Here is a 16,341-nt window from a genome sequence, read left to right on the forward strand (position 1 = left end):
GTTGTGTCCCTCCCGCCCTACACCCCGGCCCCCGCCGTTTCCCGTTCGCGCTCCAGCATGCGGCGCAGCGGCCCGTCCTCGGCGGCGAGTCCGGCGTACGGTCCGCGCTGCACGACCCGGCCCGCATCCAGCACCAGCACCTCGTCGACCGTCTCCAGGCCGGTCAGCCGGTGGGTGATCAGGACCGTCGCGCGGCCCCGGGTCGCCGCCAGCAGGTCGGCGGTGAGGGCGTCGGCGGTCGGCAGGTCGAGGTGCTCGGCGGGCTCGTCCAGGACGAGTACGGGGAAGTCGGCGAGCAGCGCGCGGGCCAGGGAGAGGCGCTGGCGCTGTCCGCCGGAGAGCCGGGCCCCGTGCTCGCCGACGGCCGTGTCGAGGCCCTCCGGCAGGGCCCGCACCCAGTCCAGCAGCCGGGCCCGGGAGAGCGCGTCGCGCAGTTCGGCGTCGGTCGCTCCGGGCCGGGCCAGGCGCAGGTTCTCACGGATCGTGCTGTCGAAGACGTGGGCGTCCTGGGCGCACAGCCCGACCGAGCGCCGGACCGTGTCCGAGTCCAGGGCGGACGCCTCGACGCCGCCGAGCCGGTACGTTCCCGAGGAGGCGTCCAGGAAGCGCAGCAGGACCTGGGCGAGCGTCGTTTTGCCCGAGCCGGAGGGTCCCACGACCGCGATGCGCCGCCCTCGCGTCAACGTCAGGTCGAGGGAGGCCAGCGCGTCGTGCCCGGCCCCCGGGTAGCGGGCGCTCAGCCCCCGCACCTCCAGGGGGAAGGGCGAGCCGGGCTCCTCGGCCGGGGTCCGGGGCTCCTGTACGGGTACGGGGGCGTCCAGCACCTCGAACACCCGCTCCGCGCTGCGGGCGACGCGCTGGCGGTACTGCACGGCGAGCGGCAGCCCGGCGACGGCTTCGAACGCGGCGAGCGGGGTCAGCACCACCACGGCGAGCGCGACCCCGGAGAGCCGTCCGTCGTGGACGGCCGGGACCGCGACGGCCGCGGCGGCCACCACGGTGAGCCCGCAGACCAGGGCGGACAGCCCGCCGCCCAGCGCCGTCGCGGCGGCCGCCCGCGAGGCGATCCGGGTCAGGAGGGTGTCGGCCGCGCGCAGTTGCTCCTGCCGGGCGGGCAGGGCACCCGCGACGGTCAGTTCGGCGGTGCCGCCGAGCAGGTCGGTGACCCGGGTGGCCAGGGTGGCGCGGGCGGGTGCGAGCTGACGCTCCGTACGGCGGGCGCAGACGCCACTGAGGAGCGGGACGCCGACCCCGGCGAGCAGCAGGCCGGCCGCGAGGATCACGCCCGCCTCGGGGAGCAGCCAGCCGGTGAACCCGGCGGCGGCGGTTCCCACCACGACGGCGGTGGCGGCGGGCAGCAGCCAGCGCAGCCAGTAGTCCTGGAGCGCGTCCACATCCGCGACGAGGCGCGACAGCAGGTCCCCGCGCCGGGTGGTGCGCAGACCTGCGGGGGCGACGCGTTCGAGGCCCCGGTAGACGGCGACGCGCAGCTGGGCGAGGAGCTTCAGCACGGCGTCGTGCGAGACGAGCCGCTCGGCGTAGCGGAAGACGGCCCGCCCGATGCCGAACGCCCGGGTCGCGGTGACCGCCATCATCAAGTACATGACCGGCGGCTGTTCGGAGGCGCGGGAGATCAGCCAGCCGGAGACGGCCATGAGCCCCACGGCCGACCCGACCGCCAGACTGCCCAGCAGCAGGGCCAGGGCCAGCTGTCCGCGCCGGTCCCCGGCCGACGCGCGGACCCGCGCGAGCACCCGTCCCGGGCGGGTCCCGGCCGGCGCGGGGGAGCCGAGGGAATCCAGGGGTCGGGCGGTCGGCGTTTCACCGCCGGCGAGAGGCTCCGGGACGGCGGGGCCCGGGGCCACCGGACCCGCGACCGGCTCCCCGGACGCCTCCGTACCGGCGTCGGTGCGCGGCTCCAGCGCCACCACCCGGTCGGCGACCGCCAGCAGCGCCGGCCGGTGGACGACCAGCAGCACGGTGCGCCCGGCGGCCAGCCTCCGTACGGCGTCGACGATGCCCGCCTCGCTCTCGCCGTCCAGGCTCGCGGTCGGCTCGTCCAGCAGCAGGAGCGGCCGGTCGGCGAGGAACGCGCGGGCGAGGGCGATGCGCTGGCGCTGGCCCGCGGAGAGCCCGGCCCCGTCCTCCCCGAGCACGGTGAGCACGCCGTCGGGCAGCGCGGCCGTGAAGTCGTACGCGCCCGCGTCCCGCAGCGCCGCGACGACCGCCTCGTCGTCGGCGTCGGGCCGGGCGAGGCGGACGTTCTCGGCGATCGTGCCCGCGAAGAGGTGGGGGCGCTGGGGGACCCAGGCGATGCGGCTCCGCCAGCGTTCGGGGTCCAGGTCCGCGAGGTCCCGCCCCCCGATCCGCACGTGCCCCTCGTCGGGCCGGGCGAACCCGAGGATCACGTTCAGCAGGGTGGACTTGCCGACGCCGCTCGGGCCGACCAGGGCGACGGTCTCCCCCGGCTCCACGGTGAGCGACGCGGCGTCCAGGGACGGCTCGGCGCGGCCCTCGTGGCGTACGGTCACATCCGCCAGTTCCAGGCGCAGCGTGTCCGGGACGTCCTCGGTGCCCGAGGTCCGGGGTTCGGTCTCCAGGACCGCGAAGATCTCCTCGGCGGCCGAGAGCCCCTCGGCCGCCGCGTGGTACTGCGCCCCGACCTGGCGGATCGGCAGATACGCCTCCGGGGCCAGGATCAGGACCACCAGGCCGGTGTAGAGGTCGAGTTCGCCGTGGACGAGCCGCATGCCGATGGTGACGGCGACGAGGGCCACCGAGAGAGTCGCCAGCAGTTCCAGCGCGAAGGAGGAGAGGAAGGCGATCCGCAGGGTACGCAGGGTCGCCCGGCGGTAGTCGGACGTGATCGTGCGGATCGACTCGGCCTGGGCCTTGGCCCGCCCGAAGACCTTCAGGGTCGGCAGCCCCGCGACGACGTCCAGGAAGTGCCCGGAGAGCCGCGACAGCAGCCGCCACTGCCGGTCCATGCGGGACTGGGTGGCCCAGCCGATCAGGATCATGAAGAGCGGGATGAGCGGCAGGGTGACGACGATGATCGCCGCCGAGACCCAGTCCTCCGTGACGATCCGGGCGAGCACCGCCACCGGCACGACGACCGCGAGACCGAGCTGCGGGAGATAGCGGGCGAAGTAGTCGTCGAGCGCGTCGATCCCCCGGGTCGCCAGCGCGACCAGCGAACCGGTGCGCTGACCGCTCAGCCAGTCCGGGCCCAGCCGTGCGGCCCGTTGCAGGAGCCGGCCGCGCAGTTCGGACTTGACGGCCGCGCTGGCGCGATGGGCGGCGAGCTCGGTGAGCCAGGCGACCAGGGCCCGGCCGAGCGCCACCGCCGCGAGGAGAAGCAGAGGGGTACGCAGTTCGGTGACCGTGAGCCCGTTCTCGAAACCGCCCACCACGATCTCGGCGATGAGCATCGCCTGGGCGATCACCAGCAGGGCGCCGACCAGGCCGAGAGCCACCACGGCCGCCAGGAAGAGGCGGGTGGCCCGTGCGTGGCGGAGCAGACGCGGATCGATCGGTTTCACGTGAAACATCCCCCCGGCGGGGTCGGTGAGCTCTGCGGGGCCGGGAGCTGCCGCGGGCTCTGCGGAGCCCGCGGCAGCCACCGGAATCAGTGCGCGTCGGCGATGTGCTGGGTGCCGATGCGCTTACGGAAGACCCAGTAGGTCCAGCTCTGGTAGAGCAGCACGATGGGCGTGGCGATGCCCGCACACCAGGTCATGATCGTGAGCGTGTACGGGCTGGACGAGGCGTTGGTGACCGTGAGGCTCCAGGCGTCGTTCAGCGAGGACGGCATGACGTTCGGGAAGAGCGTCAGGAAGAGCATCGCGACCGCTGCCGCGATCGTCACGCCCGAGAACGCGAACGACCAGCCCTCACGCCCCTTGGCGACGGCTCCGATCGCCGCCAGCAGCGACACCGCCGCCACGATCAGGGCCCCCAGGCTCCAGCCGTCCCCGTTGTCGGCCTGGGTCCAGAGCAGGAAGCCCAGCGCGAGGAGCGCGGTGACGGGTCCCAGCTTCAGTGCCAGGGCACGGGCCCGGACCCGGATGTCGCCCGCCGTCTTGAGGCCGGCGAACACCGTTCCGTGGAAGGTGAAGAGGGTGAGCGTGACGAGGCCGCCGAGGATCGCGTACGGGTTGAGGAGATCCCAGAAGCTGCCGACGTACTCCATGTCGGCGTCGATCTTCACGCCCCGCACGATGTTCCCGAACGCCACGCCCCACAGCACGGCGGGGATCAGGGAGGTCCAGAAGATCGCGGTCTCCCAGTTGGTCTGCCAGCGCTCCTCGGGCCGCTTGGCGCGGTACTCGAAGGCGACGCCCCGCACGATCAGGCAGAACAGGATGATCAGCAGCGGCAGGTAGAAGCCGGAGAAGAGGGTGGCGTACCACTCGGGGAAGGCGGCGAAGGTCGCACCGCCCGCAGTGAGCAGCCAGACCTCGTTGCCGTCCCAGACGGGCCCGATCGTGTTGATCAGGACCCGCTTCTCCTTGCGGTCGCGGGCCAGCAGTTTGGTGAGGACCCCGATACCGAAGTCGAACCCCTCCAGGAAGAAGTAGCCGGTCCAGAGGACGGCGATGAGCACGAACCAGACGTCGTGGAGTTCCATCTCTCAGCTCCTGTGCTCAGTACGAGAAGGCCATCGGCCGGTCGGCGTCTTCTTCGTCGTGGCCGCCGATCTTCGTGGGCGGGTTGAGGTCGTCGTCGGAGAGTTCCGGCGGCCCGGCCTTGATGTACTTCACGAGCAGCTTCACCTCGATCACGGCGAGCACCGCGTAAAGCAGGGTGAAGACGATCATCGAGGTGATGACCTCGCCCTGCGAGACACCGGGGGAGACCCCGGCGCGCGTCTCCAGCACTCCGTAGACCACCCACGGCTGGCGGCCCATCTCGGTGAAGATCCAGCCCCAGGAGTTGGCGATCAGCGGGAAGAGGAGGGTCCAGAGCGCGACGAGCCAGTAGAGCTTGGTGAGCTTCGGGCTCAGCGCCTTGTTCCGGAACAGGACCAGATGCGGCACCTCGTCCTCACCGGTCCGCAGCGCCGGTGGCAGCAGGAACTTCTTCCGGGTCAGCCAGAGGCCCAGGAGACCGAGGCCGAAGGAGGCCATGCCGAAGCCGATCATCCACCGGAAGCTCCAGAACGCGACCGGAATGTTGGGCCGGTAGTCGCCGGGCCCGTACTTCTCCTGCGACTCCTTGTTGATGTCGTTGATGCCCGGGACGTAGGAGTTCGGGTCGTTGTTGGCGAGGAAGGACAGCACCCCGGGCAGCGAGATCTCCACGGAGTTGTGGCCCTTGCTGACGTCCCCGTACGCGAATATCGAGAAGGGCGCCCGCTCCTGGCCGTCCCACAGGGCCTCGGCGGCGGCCATCTTCATCGGCTGCTGCCGGAACATGACCTTGGCGAGGCTGTCGCCGCTGACGGCGGTGAGCAGTCCGGCGATGACGACGGTGACCAGCCCCAGGCGCAGCGAGGTCCGCATCACGGGGATGTGCTTCTTGCGCGCCAGGTGGAACGCGGCGATACCGACCATGAAGGCCCCGCCGACCAGGAACGCCGCCGTGATGGTGTGGAAGAACTGGGTGACCGCGGTGTCCTGGGTGAGCACCCGCCAGAAGTCCGTGAGCTCGGCGCGGCCGCGCTCCTCGTTGATCCGGTAGCCGACCGGGTGCTGCATCCAGGAGTTGGCGGCCAGGATGAAGTAGGCGGAGAGGATCGTGCCGATCGAGACCATCCACATGCAGGCCAGGTGGACCTTCTTGGGCAGCTTGTCCCAGCCGAAGATCCACAGACCGATGAACGTGGACTCGAAGAAGAAGGCGATCAGCGCCTCGAAGGCGAGCGGAGCGCCGAAGATGTCGCCGACGAAGCGCGAGTAGTCGGACCAGTTCATACCGAACTGGAACTCCTGGACGATGCCCGTGACGACGCCCATGGCGATGTTGATCAGGAACAGCTTGCCCCAGAACTTGGTCGCCCTGAGGTACTTCTCCTTCTCCGTCCGCACCCAGGCGGTCTGCAGGCCGGCGGTGAGCGCGGCGAGCGAGATCGTCAGCGGGACGAAGAGGAAGTGGTAGACGGTGGTGATGCCGAACTGCCATCGCGCCAGTGTTTCCGGCGCCAGAGCTAGGTCCACGTCGTCAGTCTCCTTACATCGCCGTGGTCACACCGGCACTATGCCCCTTTGATCCGCCCGATTACGGGAGGAAGCAGGGCACGCTTGTGAACGCGTTCACATTCACAAGCAATTATGGCGCACACACTTTCGGAGCCTTCGCCGGGGTACCCCTTTCGGCCACCACCCCCGTACTACCGGCCTCTCGCGGCCGGCCCCGCCGCACTCGGGCCGTCGGGCTTCCGCCATGCAGAAGGGCCCCGGACCTCGTCGTTCGAGGTCCGGGGCCCCACCCGGGCGCGGCGGTGCGCCGAGCGGCCCTACAGCTCCGCGCGGAACGCCTCCGCCGTCTTGAGGAACAGGTCGTTGCCCTCGGTCTCGCCGATCGTCACCCGTACGCCCTCGCCCGCGAACGGGCGGACGACGACCCCGGCCCGCTCACAGGCGCCCGCGAAGTCGACGGTGCGCTCGCCGAGCCGGAGCCAGACGAAGTTGGCCTGCGACTCCGGCACCGTCCAGCCCTGGCGCGCCAGCTCCGCGCTCACCCGGGCCCGCTCGGCGACCAGCGACCCGACCCGGCCCAGCAGCTCGTCCTCCGCGCGGAGCGAGGCCACCGCCGCATCCTGGGCGAGCTGGCTCACGCCGAAGGGGACGGCGGTCTTGCGCAGCGCCGCGGCCACCGGCTCGTGCGCCACCGCGAAGCCGACCCGCAGCCCGGCCAGGCCGTACGCCTTGGAGAAGGTCCGCAGCACGGCCACGTTGGGCCGGTCACGGTAGATCTCGATGCCGTCGGGCACCTCGGCGTCGCGGATGAACTCCTTGTACGCCTCGTCCAGCACCACCAGCACGTCGCCCGGCACCCGGTCGAGGAACCGTTCCAGCTCGGCCCGGCGCACCACCGTGCCGGTGGGGTTGTTGGGGTTGCAGACGAAGATCAGCCGGGTCCGGTCGGTGATCGCCTCCGCCATCGCGTCGAGGTCGTGCACATCCCCCTCGGTCAACGGCACCTTGACCGAGGTCGCGCCGCTGACCTGGGTGATGATCGGGTACGCCTCGAAGGACCGCCAGGCGTAGATGACCTCGTCGCCGGGGCCCGAGGTGGCCTGGAGCAGCTGCTGGGCCACTCCCACCGACCCCGTTCCGGTGGCGAGGTGCGCGAGGGGCACACCGAAACGCCCGGCCAGCTCGTTCATCAGGCCGGTGCACGCCATGTCCGGGTAGCGGTTGAAGTTCCCCGCGGCGGCGAGCGCCGAATCCAGGACGCCCGGCAGCGGAGGATAGGGGTTCTCGTTGGAGGACAGCTTGTACGCGACCGGTCCGCCGGCCGCCGCGGGCCTGCCCGGCACATAGGCGGGAACGCCGTCCAGCTCGGCGCGCAGCTTGGGGCTCGTCTCGCTCACCGCAGGTCCTCCTCGACCGTCCGTTCACAGCAATACTGCACACCTTATGAGGATTGCCCTCCGCTGCGAATGGCCGAGCGGGAAATCGACCGCAGTGCCCGGGAATGGGACCTCGTCCCGGTCCCCCCGGGCCCCTGCCCGGGGGGAGTGTTTCGCGTTCCGGCGCGCGCCGGTGGCTCGCGCCGTGGCGCGCGTCCCCCGAAGTGGTGAGTTGAGACCTCTTCGAGACATCGCACATTCAGCAGGCTGCCACCCTCCCGCACCTGACACCTGCATGCAGTAAGCTTCAACTGCCTTGCATTGAGAGGAATTTGATGGCATGTGACCTTGCAGAAACGTGCCTGTCAACGTGCGCATATGCGACCGGACCGACCACCCCTCGGAGCCCTACTATCGGCTCGCCATGACAGCAGCAGGGAAGCACCAGGTGAGCCGGACGGAGACCCCCCGGCGCAGCGGCCGGCCAGGACGGGCGGGGATCCGTGACGTGGCCGCCGCGGCCGGAGTCTCGATCACGACCGTCTCCGACGCGCTCAACGGCAAGGGCAGGCTCCCGGACGCCACCCGCCGCCATGTCCGCGAGGTCGCCGAGCGCCTGGGCTACCGCCCGTCCGCCGCGGCCCGAACCCTCCGTACGGGCAAGTCGGGGCTGATCGGCCTGACCGTGACCACGTACGGGAATGAACCTTTCACCTTCACCGAATTCGCGTACTTCGCGGAGATGGCGAGAGCCGCGACCTCCGCGGCACTGGCCCGCGGCTACGCCCTCGTCATCCTGCCCGCCACCTCCCGGCACGACGTCTGGTCGAACGTCGCCCTCGACGGAACCGTCGTCATCGACCCCTCCGACCAGGACCCGGTCGTCACCGAACTCGTCCGCCAGGGACTGCCCGTCGTCTCCGACGGCCGCCCGGCCGGCACACTCCCCGTCACCGCCTGGGTCGACAACGACCACCGGGCCGCCGTACTCGACCTCCTCGACCATCTCGCCGCCGCCGGGGCCCGCCGCATCGGCCTGCTGACCGGCAACACCACCGACACCTACACCCAGCTCTCCACCACCGCCTACCTCCACTGGTGCGAGCGGGTCGGCCAGGATCCCGTCTACGAGTCCTACCCGGCCCACGACCCCTGCGCGGGGGCGGTCGCCGCCGACCGGCTGCTCGCCCGCCCGGACCGCCCCGACGCGGTCTACGGGCTCTTCGACCCCAACGGAACCGACCTCCTCGCGGCGGCCCGCCGCTACGGGCTGCGCGTCCCCGACGACCTGCTGCTCGTCTGCTGCAGCGAGTCCACCGTGTACGCGGCCACCGAGCCGCCGATCACCACGCTCTCGCTGAAGCCCCGCCGGATCGGCACGGCCGTCGTCCAGCTCCTCATCGACGCCATCGAAGGGGTCGAGCACGACGGGCCGGTGGAGCAGGTCATACCGACGGAGCTCATCGTCCGGACCTCCTCGCAACGCCGCCCACCGCGCACCACGGTCAGCGCGCCACGCTCCCCCAGCGGGGATTGATCGCCTCTTTTCGGACCAATCGGCCGGTGAACCGTGCGTGCGCCCGGATTCACCACCCCTGGTGCGTCACACAGATCGATCCGCATTCCTATGATGGGCGCACGACACCGCGGACCACCTCTACCAGGCAAGGCCCGTCAGGTGTACGGCGGCGCGACGGTGGTGGAGGGGTCGATGACTCAGGGGGCCGGTCAGGAACCCGTGGTGCGGACGGCGACGTTGCGTGACTTCCGGGTTCCGCCGTACGCGCAGACACCCGTGCCACCGCAGGCGCAGGGGGCGCCCCCCTCCTCGGTGCCGCCGCACACGACGGACCCGCACCCCCCGGCACCCGGCGCGCCCGTCCCGCCGACCGCCGCGTCCGCCCCGCCGCACACCGCCGCGCCGCCCCGCGCCCCGCACCCCGGCAACGCCGTCGTGGGCGACGAGCAGCCGGAGGGCTACACCCCGACCGAGCGGGACCTGCCGGTCATCCGGCGCGGCGACACGGTCCAGGTGCAGACGGTCGCCGAGCCCCGCTCCGACGAAGGCCGCGGCCCGCTCTTCGTCGTCGGCGACGTCCACGGCTACCTGGACGAACTGCTGGCCGCCCTCGGCGAGCAGGGCCTCATCGACGCGGAAGGCAACTGGGCCGCGGGCAACGCCCGGCTGTGGTTCCTCGGCGACTTCACCGACCGCGGCCCCGACGGCATCGGCGTCATCGACCTCGTCATGCGGCTTTCCGCCGAGGCGGCGGCGGCCGGCGGCTACTGCAAGGCCCTGATGGGCAACCACGAGCTGCTGCTGATCGGTGCCAAGCGGTTCGCCGACACCCCCGTCAACTCCGGAGCGGGCACCGCCACCTTCCAGGCGGCCTGGCTGCTCAACGGCGGCCAGAAGGCCGACATGGACCGTCTCCAGGACGTCCACCTCCAGTGGATGTCCCGGCTCGACGCGGTCGTCGAGGAGGACGGGCATCTGCTGATGCACTCCGACACGACGGCCTACCTCGACTACGGATCCAGCATCGAGGACGTCAACGACACGATCACGGCCATTCTCACGCGTAACGACGCCGACGAGTGCTGGGACCTCTTCCGCAAGCTCACCAAGCGGTTCGCCTTCCGGGACGAGGGCGGCTCCCAGGCGGTGCGCGAGTTGCTCGCGACGTACGGCGGACAGCGCGTCGTCCATGGTCACAGCCCCATTCCGTACCTCCTGGGCGAGGTCGGAACGGAGGAGGGCGACGACAGCTCGGGTCCCGTGGTCAACGGTCCGCACGTCTACGCGGACGGCCTCGCCATCGCCATGGACGGCGGAGTGACCATGGCCGGAAAGCTGCTGGTGGTCCAACTCCCGCTGCATGACTGAACGTCGGCGGGGAAGGCGCTTCAGGTTCAGCCCGCGCCGACCTGACCGATCGCCGGGCCCGTCACGGGGCCCAATTCTGGAAACACCCTGTCACCGCCTGCCGTGAGCGCTCTACCATCGGCCTAACAGTGGCAGGCTCTCCTCCGTTTCCGCCCGATCGCCCGGTCCCGGCCGGGCAAGCCGGGCATCGACGGAGCATCGGGGGATGCAGATGACAAGCGCTCCGCACCTGCTGGCCGAGGACGGACCCGAGTACGAGCGGATCCTGGGCGACGCACTGCGCCACGCTCACGAACGCCCGGACCTGGACGGCGTCGGGGACCGGCTCAACACCGAACAGCTGCGCACCATGGCGCTCAGCGCGACGGCGCTGATCACCGCTGCCGCGGCCACCGAGTACGAGCACTACGTCAAGGCCCGCGGCGAACTGCGCCGCGCGCCGGACGCCGCCGCGGGCGCCGACGGACTTCCGGACCTGGACGGCCCCCGGAGCACCTCGGCCGGACCGGGCGCCGGCATAGGCGCGGTCATCGCGGTCCTGACCCCGCTGCTGGCCGGCACCGCGGCGCTCATCTTCCTGCTCGTCGGCTATCTGCTGAAGGCGGTCAGCCCGTCGCTGACGTTCGGCCGCTCCATGGTCACGGCCGGGTGGTTCTTCGCCTGCGTCGCCGCCGCGGCGATCCTCGTCGCCGCCGTCGGACTGCTCGTCACCGCCCTCCGCAACGGCGCGACGTCCCTGGCCGCCGAGGAGGAGGAACAGGAGCTTCCGGAGGATGTCGCACGGGCCAGGGAGGCGTGGCGCCACGCCCTGCTGGAGCGCGGCATCCTGCCGTTCTTCCGGGACGCCCTGGCCGACCCCACGGCGGGGCCCGCCGCACGGACCCCGCACCGTTCGCCCCACCGCATCCCGCGGGTCGGGTACAGCAGGCCGGACTTCTCGGGGCCGGACGACGGCCCGGCGGCCGGCCCCCGGCCGACCTTCACCAGCCCGGACTTCTCGAGCCCGGACTTCGGCGGCCCGGAGCACCAGCCCGACTGAGACCGGCGCGCGGCCCCGGACACACCGCGGGCCGGGGCGGCGAGTGCCGCACCCGGCCCGGGGGAAGCTCCGGACGGACCGGAGCGGTGGATCAGGCTGCCTGCGGAGACAGCTTCGGGTTGGCGCCGTGCTGGTTCGTCTCCGGCTTGCCCTCGGTGGCGAGGAAGACGATCAGGACGATGGCGCCGATCAGGGGGACGATCGCGATCAGCAGCCACCAGCCGGAGCGGCCGGTGTCGTGCAGACGGCGCACGGCGACGGCGAGCGACGGGACGAGAATCGCGACGGAGTAGATGTACGAGATGAACTCCGCGCCGATCGCGTTACCGATGATCGTGAGCACCAGGCTGATGACGAAGCTGATGAGCGTGAACATCCAGTACTCCTTGCGGCGCGCGCGTCCGCTGAAGCCTGCGTAGTTCTTGAGTACGGCCAGGTACCAGTTCATGGTGATTCCCCTCCCCGGGCCCTTGTTTCAAGGGCCGCCAACTTTCAGCCAAGCAAGCCGGAAAGTAAGCCACAGATAAGGAACGGGTCAAGTCATATTGACGCGGTGGGCCAACGTACATACAGCTGCCACATGACCGTGTCCATACTGTCGCTTAACAAGGTGATCAAACATGACAAATCACCCTGAATGAGCAGTAGTTACGCGCAAGGTACGCATCACCCCGAGTCTTCCCCACCCGGATCAGGCCGGGAGCCTGTCGTGGACGGCCGGTGCCCACGCCTGGCGACGGTCGCCGACACCCCGTGACCACGCCCCGGGACGAGCCGGCCGCGCCCCGGGGATCGCCCGTGGCGCAGAGCTCGTCCAGCCGCGGCCGGAGCGCTCGGCCGCCCGGCGGAGGCGGGCCCGGTGGGGCCCGGCGGACTCGGCCGCCGGGCCCACCCCGGACTCCCGGGGCGGTCAGTCCGCGATCGGCAGGTAGACGCGGTTCCCGGCGGCCGCGAACTCCTTCGACTTCGCGGCCATGCCCTCCTCGATCTCCTCCTGCGAACCACCGTGCTCGCGGCGGATGTCCTGGGAGATCTTCATCGAGCAGAACTTCGGCCCGCACATCGAGCAGAAGTGCGCCGTCTTCGCCGGTTCGGCGGGCAGCGTCTCGTCGTGGAACTCCCGTGCCGTGTCCGGATCGAGGGCCAGGTTGAACTGGTCCTCCCAGCGGAACTCGAACCGCGCGTCCGAGAGCGCGTCGTCCCACTCCTGCGCGCCCGGGTGCCCCTTGGCCAGGTCGGCCGCATGGGCGGCGATCTTGTAGGTGATCACGCCCGTCTTCACGTCGTCCCGGTTCGGCAGCCCCAGGTGCTCCTTGGGAGTGACGTAACAGAGCATCGCCGTGCCCCACCAGGCGATCATCGCGGCGCCGATACCCGAGGTGATGTGGTCGTAGGCGGGCGCGACATCCGTGGTCAGCGGGCCGAGCGTGTAGAACGGCGCCTCCTCGCAGATCTCCTGCTGAAGGTCGATGTTCTCCTTGATCTTGTGCATCGGGACATGCCCGGGGCCCTCGATCATGGTCTGTACGCCGAACCGCTTGGCGATCGTGTTCAGCTCGCCCAGCGTGCGCAGCTCCGCGAACTGCGCCTCGTCGTTGGCGTCCGCGATCGAACCGGGACGCAGCCCGTCGCCGAGCGAGTACGTGACGTCGTACGTCGCGAGGATCTCGCAGAGCTCCTCGAAGTGCTCGTAGAGGAACGACTCCTTGTGGTGCGCCAGGCACCAGGCCGCCATGATCGAGCCGCCGCGCGAGACGATCCCGGTCTTGCGACGGGCCGTCAGCGGGACGTACGGCAGGCGCACTCCGGCGTGCACCGTCATGTAGTCCACGCCCTGCTCGGCCTGCTCGATGACGGTGTCCTTGTAGATCTCCCAGGTCAGCTCCTCGGCCCGGCCGTCGACCTTCTCCAGGGCCTGGTACAGCGGGACGGTGCCGATCGGCACGGGGGAGTTGCGCAGCACCCATTCACGGGTGGTGTGGATGTTGCGGCCGGTGGACAGGTCCATGACCGTGTCGGCGCCCCACTGGGTCGCCCAGGTCATCTTGTCCACCTCCTCCTCGATGGAGGAGGTGACGGCCGAGTTGCCGATGTTGGCGTTGACCTTCACCAGGAACCGCTTGCCGATGATCATCGGCTCGATCTCGGGGTGGTTGACGTTGGCCGGCAGCACCGCCCGGCCCGCCGCGATCTCCTCCCGTACGACCTCGGCCTCGACGTTCTCCCGGATCGCCACGTACTCCATCTCCGGGGTGATCTCCCCCCGCCGGGCGTACGCGAGCTGGGTGACGGGACGTCCGTCGCGGCTGCGGCGCGGCTGGCGCGGCCGGCCGGGGAAGACCGCGTCGAGGTTGCGCAGGCCACCGCGCGGCGAGGTGTGCTTCACCCCGTCGTCCTCCGGGCGCACGGGGCGGCCCGCGTACTCCTCGGTGTCACCGCGGGCGATGATCCAGTTCTCCCGCAGGGGCGCGAGACCCCGGCGGACATCGGTGTCGACCGAAGGATCGGTGTACGGCCCGGACGTGTCGTACAGCGTCACGTCCTTGCCGTTGGTGAGGTGCACCTGTCGGACCGGCACCCGGAGGTCCGGGCGCGAGCCCTGGACGTACCCCTTGTGCCAGCCGATGGACTTCCCGGCCTCGTCGCCCTGGTTCGCGGCGTTCTGTTTCGAGGCAGGCGTGCGTGCGTCCGATGTGGTCATGAGACCTACTCCCTACGCCGGCATTACCCGGTAACAGGTTCGGCGGTCGGCGCAGCGTGTCCCGTACGGATGTACGGCGATCCCAGCGCCCTCTCAGCCCGGTGCTCCGAGCTCCCGCGTGTGCAAAGGTGCCTCCACGCTAGCGTCCTTTCCGGCGAGCTGACCAGAGGGCCCTCCCGTTCTTGCGATGATCGCCCCGTGACCTCCCCTCGAAACGACCCCGCACCCCAGCCGTCCCAGGGCCACACCCACACCCACTCCCACGCCCACAGCCACGGGCCGGCCGCCCCGGTCTCCCGGCATCTGCGCAAGGTCATCGCCGCCGTCCTGATCCCGTTCGCGACGGCGGTCGTCGTCGGCCTGATCGCGTTCTGGCCCGGTGGCGCGCCCGATCACGAGCGCACCGGTGTCGGTTTCGACCGCCAGACCCAGGACGGCAAGGTCGTCCAGGTCGTCCAGGTCGACTGCGCGGACGTCAACGCCGCGCAGGTGCCGCCGACCGGTGACACCTCCACCCCTTCGGGGCGGGAGGCCGTCAACGAGCAGGAGGGGGAATGCGCGAAGGCCACCATCGAGGTGACCAGCGGCGACGACAAGGGCCGCCGGTTCGTCGAGGTGGTCCAGCCGGACGCCCCGCGCCAGCTGAAGGAGGGGCAGGGCGTCGTCGTCGCGTACGCCCCCGACGCGCCGCGCGACCTCCAGTACTCGGTGACCGATGTGAACCGGAAGGTCCCGATGGCGCTGCTGGGCGGGATCTTCGCCCTTGCGGTGGTCCTGGTGGGCCGGATGCGCGGGGTGATGGCGCTGGTGGCCCTGGCCGTGTCGTTCGCCATCCTGACGCTGTTCATCCTGCCGGCGATCCTCCAGGGATCGAATCCGCTGGTGGTGGCGGTGATCGGGGCCAGCGCGATCATGCTGGCGGCCCTCTATCTCTGCCACGGCGTGACGGCCCGTACGTCGGTCGCGGTCATCGGCACGCTGATCTCGCTGCTGCTGATCGGGCTGCTGGGCTCGCTGTTCATCGGCTGGGCCAGCCTGAGCGGCAACACCGACGACAACACCGGCCTCATCCACGGCCTCTACCCGGACATCGACATGAGCGGTCTGCTGCTGGCGGGCGTCATCATCGGTTCGCTGGGCGTGCTCGACGATGTGACGGTCACCCAGACCTCCGCGGTCTGGGAACTGCACCAGGCCGACCCGGAGATGGGTTGGAAGGGGCTGTACCGGGCAGGTATCAGAATCGGGAGGGACCACATCGCCTCGGTGGTCAACACCCTCGTCCTGGCGTACGCGGGTGCGGCGCTGCCGCTGCTGCTGCTCTTCTCCATCGCGCAGAGCAGTGTGGGGACGGTGGCCAACAGCGAGCTGGTGGCCGAGGAGATCGTCCGCACGCTGGTCGGGTCGATCGGGCTGGTCGCCTCGGTGCCGGTGACCACGGGGCTCGCCGCGCTGGTCGTCTCCGCGGACCGCACGGGGCCACACGGCGCGCAGGCGGCAACGGCCGCACCCGCGCGGACCGGCCGGGGCCGTCGCCGTAAGACGGGGTGACGGGCCGTCGGAACGCGGGGCGAGGCCCGGGGACGAGCCCGCGAGCCGCAGGAACACACGGCGGGCCGCAGGGACGCAGGGTGAGCCGCGAGGACGGGCGGGTGAGCCGCAAGGACGCGGAGCCAGCCGCAGGGACGCAGCACGAGCCGCGCAAACGTGCGGGCGGTAAGGCGGCGTGCGCCCGGTCAGCCGGCGTTCTGCTCCTCGGCGAGGATGCGGCCGAGCGCATCCTCCAGGTTCCCGTCGAAGTCACCCAGCGTGTGCTCCTGGCCGAGCGGCACGAGCTTGTCCGTCCGGTCGAGAAACGCCACCAGCGGAGCCGTCCCCGCCCGGAACAGCGCGCGGTCCGCGCCGACCTGAAGCCGGATGTGCACATCTCCCAGCCCTTCGGGCTCGGTCGGGCCGATGTGCACATCTCCGTCGCCGCTGGGGCTGTTGATCCCGTCCAGCAGCAGCTCGCGGCCGAACGCCCAGGTCACCGGGGCATCGCCGGGCAAGTGGAACGTCATCCGGATGGCGTACGGATCCCCGACCTCGTACCGGAGCTCCACCGGAATACGGAACGAGAGCTCCTCGGAGACGAGGAAGCTCATCATGACCTCTGCTTGAACCGACTCGCGCATCGTTCAACCCCGCAGTAGATGAAT

The 16,341-nt window shown here is 70.9% G+C and carries 11 protein-coding genes and 1 riboswitch; of the genes, 4 read left to right on the plus strand and 7 right to left on the minus strand.

Annotated elements, in window-relative coordinates; translation table 11 throughout:
• Positions 1 to 17: 17 nt before the first annotated feature.
• From cydD to hisC, 4 genes are all read right to left on the minus strand, one after another.
• Complete coding sequence (gene cydD / locus KME66_RS16595; protein ID WP_216323279.1) at positions 18 to 3,542, minus strand: thiol reductant ABC exporter subunit CydD; 3,525 nt, start codon at positions 3,540 to 3,542, stop codon at positions 18 to 20.
• Positions 3,543 to 3,628: 86 nt separating this feature from the next.
• Entirely contained in the window at positions 3,629 to 4,630 is a 1,002-nt protein-coding gene (cydB, locus tag KME66_RS16600) for a cytochrome d ubiquinol oxidase subunit II (protein WP_073223020.1), read from the minus strand.
• Positions 4,631 to 4,646: 16 nt separating this feature from the next.
• Positions 4,647 to 6,158: a cytochrome ubiquinol oxidase subunit I gene (locus tag KME66_RS16605; RefSeq protein ID WP_073223017.1), complete on the minus strand. Its 1,512-nt coding sequence runs from the start codon at positions 6,156 to 6,158 to the stop codon at positions 4,647 to 4,649.
• A 299-nt stretch (positions 6,159 to 6,457) separates the two neighbouring features.
• Positions 6,458 to 7,537 carry a histidinol-phosphate transaminase gene (gene hisC / locus KME66_RS16610; RefSeq protein ID WP_073223013.1) on the minus strand — a complete coding sequence of 360 codons (1,080 nt, stop codon included), beginning with the start codon at positions 7,535 to 7,537 and terminating at the stop codon, positions 6,458 to 6,460.
• A 403-nt stretch (positions 7,538 to 7,940) separates the two neighbouring features.
• Here hisC and KME66_RS16615 point away from each other — a divergent pair, with 403 nt between their 5' ends.
• The 3 genes from KME66_RS16615 to KME66_RS16625 all read left to right on the plus strand — a co-directional run bounded on the left by KME66_RS16615 (position 7,941) and on the right by KME66_RS16625 (position 11,442).
• Positions 7,941 to 9,053: a LacI family DNA-binding transcriptional regulator gene (locus KME66_RS16615; RefSeq protein WP_073223339.1), complete on the plus strand. Its 1,113-nt coding sequence runs from the start codon at positions 7,941 to 7,943 to the stop codon at positions 9,051 to 9,053.
• 174 nt (positions 9,054 to 9,227) lie between these two features.
• Positions 9,228 to 10,403 carry a metallophosphoesterase gene (locus tag KME66_RS16620; RefSeq protein ID WP_301184496.1) on the plus strand — a complete coding sequence of 392 codons (1,176 nt, stop codon included), beginning with the start codon at positions 9,228 to 9,230 and terminating at the stop codon, positions 10,401 to 10,403.
• Positions 10,404 to 10,608: 205 nt separating this feature from the next.
• Positions 10,609 to 11,442 (plus strand): hypothetical protein, encoded by an 834-nt coding sequence (locus tag KME66_RS16625; RefSeq protein WP_216323281.1) that lies wholly within the window; start codon positions 10,609 to 10,611, stop codon positions 11,440 to 11,442.
• A 91-nt stretch (positions 11,443 to 11,533) separates the two neighbouring features.
• Here KME66_RS16625 and KME66_RS16630 read toward each other — a convergent pair whose 3' ends face one another.
• On the minus strand, positions 11,534 to 11,890 hold the full coding sequence (locus tag KME66_RS16630) for a DUF805 domain-containing protein (RefSeq protein WP_216323283.1): 357 nt from the start codon (positions 11,888 to 11,890) through the stop codon (positions 11,534 to 11,536).
• Positions 11,891 to 12,352: 462 nt separating this feature from the next.
• On the minus strand, positions 12,353 to 14,143 hold the full coding sequence (gene thiC / locus KME66_RS16635) for a phosphomethylpyrimidine synthase ThiC (protein ID WP_216323285.1): 1,791 nt from the start codon (positions 14,141 to 14,143) through the stop codon (positions 12,353 to 12,355).
• A riboswitch (TPP riboswitch) is annotated at positions 14,136 to 14,271 on the minus strand. It overlaps the preceding gene by 8 nt.
• Before the next feature lie 70 nt (positions 14,272 to 14,341).
• On the opposite strand from thiC, the gene KME66_RS16640 reads away from it, so the two are divergent.
• On the plus strand, positions 14,342 to 15,694 hold the full coding sequence (locus tag KME66_RS16640; protein ID WP_073223002.1) for a YibE/F family protein: 1,353 nt from the start codon (positions 14,342 to 14,344) through the stop codon (positions 15,692 to 15,694).
• A 185-nt stretch (positions 15,695 to 15,879) separates the two neighbouring features.
• Here KME66_RS16640 and KME66_RS16645 read toward each other — a convergent pair whose 3' ends face one another.
• Complete coding sequence (locus tag KME66_RS16645; RefSeq protein WP_069735679.1) at positions 15,880 to 16,317, minus strand: SsgA family sporulation/cell division regulator; 438 nt, start codon at positions 16,315 to 16,317, stop codon at positions 15,880 to 15,882.
• Positions 16,318 to 16,341: the final 24 nt, after the last annotated feature.

This window comes from Streptomyces sp. YPW6 (assembly GCF_018866325.1).
In the GTDB taxonomy this organism is placed as follows: Bacteria; Actinomycetota; Actinomycetes; order Streptomycetales; family Streptomycetaceae; genus Streptomyces.

Bases quoted from the DNA above. Each gene is read 5' to 3' on its own strand.
- KME66_RS16625 (WP_216323281.1), top strand. From the start codon at position 10,609: ATGCAGATGACAAGCGCTCCGCACCTGCTGGCCGAGGACGGACCCGAG.
- KME66_RS16620 (WP_301184496.1), top strand. From the start codon at position 9,228: ATGACTCAGGGGGCCGGTCAGGAACCCGTGGTGCGGACGGCGACGTTG.
- thiC (WP_216323285.1), bottom strand. From the start codon at position 14,143: ATGACCACATCGGACGCACGCACGCCTGCCTCGAAACAGAACGCCGCG.
- KME66_RS16615 (WP_073223339.1), top strand. From the start codon at position 7,941: ATGACAGCAGCAGGGAAGCACCAGGTGAGCCGGACGGAGACCCCCCGG.
- KME66_RS16630 (WP_216323283.1), bottom strand. From the start codon at position 11,890: ATGAACTGGTACCTGGCCGTACTCAAGAACTACGCAGGCTTCAGCGGA.
- KME66_RS16645 (WP_069735679.1), bottom strand. From the start codon at position 16,317: ATGCGCGAGTCGGTTCAAGCAGAGGTCATGATGAGCTTCCTCGTCTCC.
- cydB (WP_073223020.1), bottom strand. From the start codon at position 4,630: ATGGAACTCCACGACGTCTGGTTCGTGCTCATCGCCGTCCTCTGGACC.